General features: G+C 70.4%; 8 protein-coding genes. 5 read left to right on the top strand and 3 right to left on the bottom strand.

Features of this window, described 5'->3' with window-relative positions; all coding sequences use genetic code 11:
• On the bottom strand, positions 1–248 hold a 248-nt coding region (locus D0D37_RS20440; protein ID WP_162834346.1), incomplete at its 3' end, for a hypothetical protein.
• A 1,105-nt stretch (positions 249–1,353) separates the two neighbouring features.
• Between D0D37_RS20440 and D0D37_RS20435 the strand changes: the two genes are divergently transcribed.
• Genes D0D37_RS20435 through D0D37_RS48860 form a run of 4 tightly spaced genes read left to right on the top strand, consistent with a single transcriptional unit; the run spans position 1,354 to position 6,710 of the window.
• Positions 1,354–3,183 (top strand): hypothetical protein, encoded by a 1,830-nt coding sequence (locus D0D37_RS20435; protein ID WP_116202157.1) that lies wholly within the window; start codon positions 1,354–1,356, stop codon positions 3,181–3,183.
• Entirely contained in the window at positions 3,183–3,740 is a 558-nt protein-coding gene (locus D0D37_RS20430; RefSeq protein ID WP_116202156.1) for a hypothetical protein, read from the top strand. The genes D0D37_RS20435 and D0D37_RS20430 overlap by 1 nt, the downstream gene beginning before the upstream one ends.
• On the top strand, positions 3,737–4,621 hold the full coding sequence (locus tag D0D37_RS20425; protein WP_116202155.1) for an immunity 49 family protein: 885 nt from the start codon (positions 3,737–3,739) through the stop codon (positions 4,619–4,621). The genes D0D37_RS20430 and D0D37_RS20425 overlap by 4 nt, the downstream gene beginning before the upstream one ends.
• Positions 4,622–4,661: 40 nt before the next feature.
• A complete protein-coding gene (locus D0D37_RS48860; RefSeq protein ID WP_116202154.1) occupies positions 4,662–6,710 on the top strand; it encodes a hypothetical protein in 2,049 nt (682 codons plus the stop codon).
• 4 nt (positions 6,711–6,714) lie between these two features.
• Here the strand turns inward: D0D37_RS48860 and ilvA are convergent, their stop codons facing one another.
• Positions 6,715–7,920 carry a threonine ammonia-lyase gene (gene ilvA, locus D0D37_RS20415; RefSeq protein WP_116202153.1) on the bottom strand — a complete coding sequence of 402 codons (1,206 nt, stop codon included), beginning with the start codon at positions 7,918–7,920 and terminating at the stop codon, positions 6,715–6,717.
• 95 nt (positions 7,921–8,015) lie between these two features.
• Between ilvA and D0D37_RS20410 the strand changes: the two genes are divergently transcribed.
• Positions 8,016–8,291 (top strand): hypothetical protein, encoded by a 276-nt coding sequence (locus tag D0D37_RS20410; protein ID WP_116202152.1) that lies wholly within the window; start codon positions 8,016–8,018, stop codon positions 8,289–8,291.
• A gap of 369 nt (positions 8,292–8,660) precedes the next feature.
• Here D0D37_RS20410 and D0D37_RS20405 read toward each other — a convergent pair whose 3' ends face one another.
• Positions 8,661–9,818 (bottom strand): cystathionine gamma-synthase, encoded by a 1,158-nt coding sequence (locus tag D0D37_RS20405; RefSeq protein WP_116202151.1) that lies wholly within the window; start codon positions 9,816–9,818, stop codon positions 8,661–8,663.
• Positions 9,819–9,908: the final 90 nt, after the last annotated feature.

The raw sequence follows: 9,908 nt of genomic DNA, 5'->3' as shown, positions 1-9,908 counted from the left end.
CGTTCGAGCGACGCGGACACCGGCTCGCCGTCCGGGTCGCGCCGCTCGAACGGGTCGGACAGTGCTGACGGCGGCGACGGTCCGAACGGCAGCCACAACAGTTCGGACAGCTCCGACTCGCCGGGCGACCACTCGGGCGATTCCGGCAGCCACAACGGATCCGACAGCCCGAGCAGCGACAGTCCTTCTTCGCCGGGCGGTTCGCATTCCTCGTCGCGGGACGGCGGCGTACCGTCCACAATAGACACTGCGACGTCGTCGTCCCGGCGTGGTTCCGACAGCCTCGGCGGGAGCCACACCGACTCCAGCCCGTCGACGCTCGCCGGTGATTCGAGCCCGACGTCTCGCGGCGTCGGAGACAGTCCTGCGGACAGTTCCTACTCGCCGCAAAGCTCTTCGCACAGCGACGCGCCGTCCTCGGTCAGCGCGCCGCCCAGTGCTCCGCACTCCAGCGGGGCTCCGCATTCCGGCGGGTCGACGTCGTCGGGCGGCGGCACGCATTCCGGCGGCAGCGAGCCGAGCCCGCATCACTCAAGCAGCAGCGACTCGACGTCGGCGAGCGGATACGCTCCGCCTCGTGCGGACGCTCCCGCTCCGCAATCCTCTCCCCCGCAACACCTTCGCTCGAATGACGGGGGTGGTTCTTCGCCGAACCAGAACCCGGCGGGCGGCGGAATTCCGCAGCAGGGTGGCGGCGGCAGTCCGACCAGCGCTCCGGCCGGTGGCGGCGGTCCGGCACCTCGGCCCAGCGGCAGCGGCTGGACCGGGACGCCGGGGACGCGCGCTCCCGAGGTGGCGCCGAACCGGGTTCCGGACAGCGGTCCTTCGGGTCGGCGGCCGAGCGGCGGTTCGAGCCCAGCGGACGGCGGCGGGCCGAGTCGCACTCCGGATCGTTCCGGGCCTGGGCCGCAGCGGCCTAGTGACGGCGGTTCCTCACCGCAACGGCCCACCGACGGCGGTTCCTCACCGCAGCGGCCTTCCGACAGCGGTTCCTCACCGCATCGCACTGGCGACTCCGCCCCGCAACGACCCACCGACAGCGGTTCCTCACCGCAGCGCACTGGCGACTCCACCCCGCAACGGCCTTCCGACGGCGGCTCGTCTCCGCAGCGCACTGGCGACTCCGCCCCTCAACGGCCTTCCGAGGGTGGCGGTTCTTCGCCGCAGCGTCCGTCGGATTCGTCGAGCAGCGGCCCGCAGCGGCCCGGCGACGGCGGTGAAGCCGGGCAGCCCAAACGCCCCGGGGCCGAGCCAGGTCTCGGCCGTTCGGAGCCCGCACCCACGTCCGGCGGCGGATCGCCCTCCTCGGCGAACCGCGGGTCCGGCGACGGCTCCGCACCTCCGGCTGCGGCAGTGGTCGCGACCGGTCCTGGCGGAGGCCAGCGCGGCGCGGAGGCAGGCGGTGGCGCACGGCGTCCCGACGGCTCCCCCGAGCCCGTCGCACGCGGCGGTGCGCGTACGGCTGCGCCGGCCAAACCCGGCGAAGCCAACAGTCCACAGCGGACTGGAAAAGAATCCCCGGCGCAGAACGGCAAACCGAACGTCGACGAGTCCGGCAAGCCGAAGGACGGCGACAAGGCGGGCAAGCCGGAGAAGACCGCCCCGGACAAAAAGCCCGGCCAGCACGACGCCGCGGAAGGCAAGCCGGGCAACGACAAATCCGGCCACAAGCCGGATCGCGACGCGCCCGAGCGCAAGCCCGACCACGACGGCCCGGAGCCCAAACCGGAGCATCAGGACCCGAAGCACCACGACTCGGACGGGTCGGACCACCACGACAACCCCGACCACGACGGCGCTCTGCCGCACCACGACGAGCCGCTGTCGCCGGACGAGGTCAACCACCGGCACGCCGAGGACACCCCGGCGGGCAGCTCGTACCACCGCGGCGACCCGGAACTCGGCGATCTGCCGCACCGTGTCCAGCCGGACCCGGACGGGCGCTACACGGTGGACGTGCACGTCACCGCGGACGGCCACGCCCGCATCGGCGACCGGCTGTACACGCCGGAAGAGTTCGCCGACATCCTGCGGCGCAACGGAAACTACGACGGCAGGCCGATCCGGCTGATCGGCTGCGACGCGGGGTCGAACGACTTCGCGCACCGGCTCTCGCGCGACCTCGACACCGAGGTGATGGCACCGAGCAAGCCGGCGTGGACCGATTCGAACGGCCGGGTCTTCTCCTCCGACTACGAAATCGGCCCCGACGGACGGATGCGGCCGCGGATCCCGCCGGACGGCGAATGGTCGGTGCACCGTCCCGACGGCACGTCCCACCACGTCGGCGACGACGGTTTCGCCCCGGACGGCAAGCACCACGACCCGCACGACATCGACGCCGACAGCGCCGTCGACCGCGGGCAACCGCCGTTTAACCAGGAACAGCGGGACCAGGACGTGCGCGATCTCCGGCAGGAGAACCGCGACCGCCGCGCCGAGGGCCTCGACGACGTGCGAGATCTGAACGGCAACCGCAACCCGCTCACCGACGACGTGCGCCGTCCGCACGAACGGGCCCTCACCACGGCTAGGTTCCGCGACGCGAACGGCGAAACTGTCGATCTCTACAGTTTCAGCGGGAAAACCCACGACTGGGCGCCGGCGAAGGACGGCCCCGAGTGGCCCAAGTCCGAGCGGCTGTTCGGCACCAAGGACGCCGCTCCGTACCGGCCCGAACTCGGCATGCCCGACCCGGAGGGCAAGTTCGGCCGCACCCACGACTCGGAACCGAAACTGCTCGAAGAAATGGTGCGGCACAATTTCGCGTCGCGTTCCGGACTCGACCGCGGCGAAATCGACGACATCGTCAAGAAGGAAATCGAGAAGTCCCGGCGCGAGGAAGCGGCGTACCTCAAGAACAACCACGAAAACATGTACCGCGAAGGACTTCGCGGCGACACGGCGCGAGCCCGGGACCGAATGGACGGCGCCCTCGAGGAAATCAACCGGCGCGGTGCGGAACGCGCGCACCAGGCCGGGAAGCCCTACACCCCGGTCACGCGCGAAGATCTCAGCGGCGACCTGCGGATGGTCGTGGACCTGCCGTCGACCAAGCGGGACATGATTCCGAACGAGTACCAGATCTGCGACTCCTGTACCGATGTTATCCTGCAGTACAAGCAGCTTTTCCCGAATGTCCGGGTCGAGGTCGTCAACCTCGCCGGTGAAAGGTTGATGTGATGACGGCGTCTCCGGGCGACGGCGCGGAACTGGTTCGCGCGATCTTCGCCGGTGCGGTCGAAGCCGGTTTGCGCGCGGAATCGGTGCGCGGCGCATCAGATGCCGAGATCGACGCGATGGCGGAAGACCAGCGCGCCCGCGCCGTGCCGGCCGCGGCAAGGGAAGTGCTGCGCCTCATCGGCACGACGCACGGTTTGTGGCTGCCCGGCAGTTCGCTGGGCGTGCAAGCGGTGCGCGGCGAGGCCAAGAACCACGCCGCCGCCACCGCGAACGCGCAGAATGCCGAACTGTCCGATGTGGACGGCGCACTGGTGCTGGTCGCGCACGGCGGGTACACCTACCACGTGATCGACGGGGCGGACGCGGACCAGGACGACCCGCAGGTCTGGCTCCTCACCGAAAACGAGTCCGCCCGCGTCGGGTGGCCTTCGGTCAGCGCGTGGTTCAAGGCCATCACGCCGGATGTCGAGCGTTACCGGGAGCGGCTGGAGATCATGCGCGAGACCGGGTCCGACTTCCTGCCGCCGTGGGCGCAGGACATCACCGTCGGCGGATGACCGTGCCGCTCGCAGGCCAGCCGGCGCAAGGGATCGCCGTTGCCCGGCATTCCGTCAGCGTCGACGTCGCGTGGAAGCAGATCGAGAAGTTGTCGCCGCAGGTGGCCTTCTACTTCGACTACCTCACGCAGGACACCAGCGCGTTGGCGAACGTGCTGCGCCGGGAATTGATGCTGGCGCGGTACCGCAGCGTCGTCGATCCGGACGCCGAGGACCCGGACACCTGGGGCGACCTCGCCCTCGCCGCGCAGGCCGCGGCCGCCGCTTTCACCGCGGCGTGCGCGCCGGAGGGGCAGGAGGTCGAGGCAGTGATCGGCCGCCCGCGGCGCTTCGCCGCCACCGGTCCCACGCCGCGCACTGACCCGGCTGCCTGGATCACCGCGGCCTGGCTCGCCGTGATCCAACGGGACGACGTCCTGATCCAGCAGCTGGCCGCGGTGCCGCTCGACGTGCTGCGCGCCTCGGGCGTCGAGCACGACGCCTACCTGTACCCGTGGGTCGAGACGCTGCAGACGTTCCTCGCACACCGCGAGGTGACCCCGGAGATGTTCCTGCCCGCAATGGACGGCACCGACCCGGACACCGCGCGGTTCACGCCGCCCGCGGCGATGCTGCAGCTCGTGTCCCCGCCGACCCGGATGTTCTACTACGTGCTGCGCCGGGACTCGGAGAAGTTCGCCGAGGCGTTCGTCTCCGCGCTGGAGCGGCACCGCGAGTACTGGACCGCCGAGGATCGCGCCACCGATCCGGAAGGTTTCCTCGCGCTGGCCCCGCTGGCGGTGGCGGTGCTCGCCCGCTCAGTCGGGATGACGTTCGACGTGCGGTCCGGTTACACGCCGGCCAACCTGCTCGCGGGTATCCTCCCGCCGCGGAACGGTTAAGCGAAATGAAGCGTTCGCCCGGTGAGGAGCCGCTGAACTCATGACCCCGCCACCGGTGCCGCTCACTGCCGCCCAGCAGCAGGAGCTAGTCCAGCAGATCGGCCAGGTGGCCGCGGCCGCGCTGCCCGCGGGCTGGCAGCAACTGCAGGTCGTCTGCCGCGCCGCGGGACGGCACGTGGAAGTCGACGTCGCCGTGCTCGCCCCGGACAACCGGACCTACCCGGTCCAGCCGCATCCGGAGCTGCCGCGGCTGTTCGGCGTGCTGCGCACCGGGATGTACCAGCCGGGCCGCGGCACGTGGCTGAGCGCGACTCTGGTGTTCTCGCCGCAACGGCCGCCGTCCGCGGACTACCACCCGGACGTCGAACCGCGGTGGCGACAGATGCCTCCGCCGATCGGCTTCCAGGACGAGCTGCGCTTCTTCCCGCGCGAAGACCGATTCGTACCGCCGTGGCTGCGGCAGCGGGCTGGTGCAGTGCCTCCGCCGCCGGGTGTGGTTCCTGGACAGCCGGTTCCGCCGCCCGTCCCTGGCTCGAACCCTGCGGTACCTCCGCCGGTGCCGGGTGCGGGGCAGGTTCCGCCGCCGTTGCCGGGCGCGGAAAATCCGGCTCCGCCGCCCTCGGCTGGGCCTGCCACGCCTCCTCCGCTGCCGAGCCCCGGGCAGGTTCCGCCGCCGTTGCCGGACGCAGAGAATCCGCCGCCCTTGGCTGAGCCCGCCACACCTCCTCCGCTGCCCAGCGCCGAAGAGCCAGCGGACGCGCGGGCTGTTCCGGAACTCCCCGTGGACGAGCCGAGCACGCCTCCGCCGCTCTCCCCGCCAGAACAGCCCACGGACTCCGCGCAAGCTCTTCCCGTGCTCCCTGTGGACGAGCCCAACACACCACCACCGCTGCCCGAGACAGGCCAACCCACAGACCCCGCGCAAGCTCCTCCCGAACTCCCCGTAGACGAGCCCAACACGCCACCACCGCTGCCCGGGACAGGCCAGCCCATAGACGCCGCGCAAGCTCCTCCCGAACTCCCCGTAGACGAGCCCAACACGCCACCACCGCTGCCCGACGCGGAGCAGGCGGTCCCCCCGGCGCTCCAGGAAGCCGCAGCGACCCCGGCATCGGCTGGCGACGAGGCGCAGTCTGAGCCAAGCGAGGTCGCGGCGGCCGAGATCGCTGCCGAAACCTCCGAGGCAGCGGAAACCATCCCCGCGGAAGAACAATCGGCTGCTCCCGAGCCGGAAACCGTTGTCTCCGAACAGGAATCAGCGACGGGCGCGAGCCCGGCAGGCGAGCTGCGCACTCCGCGCGTCTACGACGGGCTCGACGAGACGGGACATCCGGTCGTCGAGCGGGAAGCGTTGTCGCCGGAGGAGAGCGAGCGTGTTCTCGCCTACCTCGACAACGCGCCGGTCATCCTGGCCTCCCGCAGCAACGACACCGACGCCTTCGATCCGTCCCGCACGGACGCTGTTCCGCTGAATTTCCGGACCGACGGCAGCTGGGTGTGGCCGGGCGCGGTCGCCTATTACCTGCGGGAGCACGGGGTTTCGCCGGATCCGGAGTTCGTCGAGCACATCCGGGCGGCCGGGTACACCGTGCCCGAGGTCGACGAAGCGACGCGGGACCGGATGCTGGCGGCGATGACCAGCCCTCCCGCTGAGAAGAGCCGTCCGGTGCCGCAGGATCCGGACGAACTGCTCAGCGAGATCTCGGCGGCACTCATCGCGGCGGCTCCGCAAGGCTGGCAGCGGATCGTGTTCGACTTCATGGCGCTGGGCAGGCACGCGAACCTCGCGTGCGGTGCGCGGATGGCCGACGGAAGCACACAGCAGGTGCCCGTCGCGCGGGAGTTGTCGAAGCCGTTGGCTCAGTTGCGGCGCAGCAAGTACGTCCAAGGCCGGGGCACCTGGTACACGCTCTCGCTGGTCATCGACCCGCCGTCGAACCACCAGGCCAGCTTCAACGAGGACGACGAACCGGCCTTCCACACTCCGCCCCGGCCCGAGGATTACGCACTGGACCAGGAGCTTTACCCGCGCGACGAGGACTACCTTCCGCTGTGGTTCAGCGCTCGGCTGCCGGAAGGTCCAAAGTAGACAGTCAACTGACGATCGTGAACCCGGCGTCGGCGAGGGCGGCTTCGACGTCCTTGCAGTGCTCCGGGCCGCGGGTTTCCAGGGCCAGGGCGACGTCGACCTCGCCGAGGGCCAGGCTGCCGGAGATGCGGGAGTGCTCGACGTCGAGGACGTTCGCGCCCAGTTCCTTCACGCACGACAGCACCGAAACCAGCGAGCCCGGCCGGTCCGGTACGCGCAGGTGCAGCTTCAGGTAGCGGCCGCCGGCGGTCATGCCGTGCTGGATGATCTGTTGCAGCAGCACGGGATCCACGTTGCCGCCGGAGAGGATCGCCACCACCGGCGGTTCGAAAGCGCCGGGATGCTGCAGAAGCGCGGCCACGGAAGCGGCACCGGCCGGTTCGACGACCAGCTTTCGCCGTTCCAGGCACAGCAATACCGCGCGCGACAAGGATTCCTCGGTGACCGTCACGACATCGTCGACCAACGACTGGACGTGCGCGTAGCTGGTTTTCCCCGGCTCGCCGACCGCGATGCCGTCCGCCATCGTGTGCACCTCGCGCAGCCGGACCGGCGCCCCGGCCTCCAGCGAAGACGGATACGCGGCGGCGTCTTCGGCCTGTACGCCGACCACCCGGATCTCCGGGTGCAGCGCCTTCACCGCCGCCCCGACACCGCCGACGAGCCCGCCGCCGCCCGTCGGGACGAGGATCGTCTTCACGCCAGGCACCTGTTCGAGAATCTCCAGGCCGACGGTGCCCTGACCAGCGATGACGTCGGCGTGGTCGAACGGGTGGATGAAGACCGCGCCGGTGCGCTCCGAGAACGCGATGGCCTCGGCGAGGGTTTCGTCGACGACGGCGCCATGGAGGTGGACCTCCGCGCCGTAACCGCGCGTCGCGGCGAGTTTCGGCAGCGGAGCGCGCAGCGGCATGAAGACGGTCGAGGAAATGCCGAGCAGCGACGACGCCAGCGCGACCCCCTGCGCGTGGTTGCCGGCGCTGGCCGCCACGACGCCGCGGGCGCGTTCCTCGGCGGTCAGGCCGTGGATGCGGGTGTAGGCGCCGCGGATCTTGAAGGAACCGGTGCGCTGCAGGTTCTCGCACTTGAGGTACACCGGGCCGCCGTGCAGCCGGCGCAGGTCGCGGGCGTGCTCCATCGGCGTGACGCGGGTGATGCCCTCGAGAAGCTTCCGAGCTTCCTGGATGCGCTCGACGCTGACCAGTTCCATGGCGCCGATGATGCCACCGACGGACGGCCGGGGTGCGCCGCCCGGCGGACCGGTACTCTGATAACGGCAGTCACACAGGATCAGGGAGTGCGACCATGGCACGCGCGCAGCACGGGACCACCGCCCGGGCGAAGTCCCGAGCCCAGTCCCGCACCGGTCTGCTGCCGCTCGCCGCGGGCATCCTGTCCGCGGTGGCCCTCACCGGAGCCGCCTTCGCGACGGTCGAGGCGGCCGCCTGCACCGGCCCCGCCCAGTACATCCGGCACGACAACCACATCGAACTGGTCGGCGGCTGCGTCAACGGCACCGATCTCCCGGCGACGACCGGAACCCGGCAGGCCAACGCGGCTCAGGAGAACAGCAAGCCCTGACAGTTGGCTGCTGGCCAGCGGGGTATGACGAGCGCGGAGTTGTCGTCCGTGAGGGGAACCTTCACGGACTCTGAGTCCCTCAGGGTTCCCCTCACAGCCACGAGGAAGCGGTCACCTGGGCATTGGTCGAGCATTTCGGCGGTAGTTACGTCCTTTGTGGACGGTCGGCGTGCTGAAGCCGCGCGGCTTAGGTTCCTGGCATTGACGTGACGGACCGCATCGACCGCAACAAGCTCCGCCGAAATCCCGCCCTGGATTTACCGCAGCGGCGGATTCGGCTGCCGCTCGGACGAAGCCCGGTCAGCTGGCCCCGCCAAGCCGTGAACGGGGCACCGGAGCCAGCCCGGCGCCCCCTCAACCAGCTAAAAGTCAGCCCAGCGCCTGCGTAAGGTCCGCCACCAGATCGCGGCCGTCCTCGATGCCGACCGAGAGCCGGATCAAGTCTTCCGGGACCTGCAGCGTCGAGCCTGCCGTCGAGGCGTGGGTCATCTTCCCCGGGTGCTCGATCAGGCTTTCGATGCCGCCGAGCGACTCCGCCAGCACGAACAGCTTCGTGCGGGAAGCGACCTCCAGCGCGGCTTCCTCGCCACCCGCCACGCGGAACGACACCATTCCGCCGAAGCGGCGCATCTGCTTCGCCGCTGCCTCGTGGCCGGGGTGTTCCGGGAGGCCGGGGTAATAAACCTTGGTGACCTTCGGGTGCTTCGCCAGGGTGCGGGCGACCAGATCCGCGTTGTCGCTGTGCCGTTCCATCCGCAGGGCCAGCGTCTTGAGACCGCGCAGGGTCAGCCACGCGTCGAACGGGCCGGGGACGGCACCGGCGGCGTTGCGCAGGTAGAAGAGCTGCTCGCGCAGTTCGTCCTCGTTGGTGACGACCGCACCGCCGACGACGTCTGAGTGGCCGCCCAGGTACTTGGTGGTCGAGTGCACCACGATGTCCGCGCCGAGGGCCAGCGGGGTCTGCAGGTACGGCGTCGCGAAGGTGTTGTCCACGACCAGCCGTGCGCCCGCGTCGTGGGCGGCGCCAGCGAGCGCGGCGATGTCGGCGATGCCCAGCAGCGGGTTGGTCGGCGACTCGCACCAGATCAGCTTGGTTTCCGGACGCATCGCGGCCCGTACGTCGTCGATGCGGCTCAGGTCCGCGACCGTGTGCTCGACACCCCACAGGCTGAGCACCTTGTCGATCAGCCGGAACGTGCCGCCGTACGCGTCATTGCCCAGGACCAGATGGTCGCCGGGGCGCAGGACCGTGCGCAGCACCGCGTCGGACGCGGCCATTCCGGACGCGAACGCCAGCGTGTGCCGGGCGCCCTCAAGCGAAGCGAGGGCTTCCTCCAGCGCGGTCCGCGTGGGGTTCGCGGTGCGCGAGTACTCGTAGCCGCCCTCGCGGGTGCCGCCCACGCCGTCCTGCGCGTACGTGGACGTCTGGTAAATCGGCACGATGACGGCACCCGTGCGGGGATCGGGCTGCTGCCCGGCGTGGATCGCGCGTGTTTCAAAACCCAGGACGGAGTAGTCGTCGGCCATGGTTCCCAGGGTACGGGGCACCCCCGACAATCCCATCAGCTGGGAGGCAACTCACCATGCGGGAGAGGCTGCCGGTACAAAACCCGCACC

The organism is Amycolatopsis circi, assembly GCF_003385235.1.
GTDB classification, from domain to species: Bacteria; Actinomycetota; Actinomycetes; order Mycobacteriales; family Pseudonocardiaceae; genus Amycolatopsis; species Amycolatopsis circi.
This window is presented reverse-complemented; position numbering and strand designations above follow the sequence as displayed.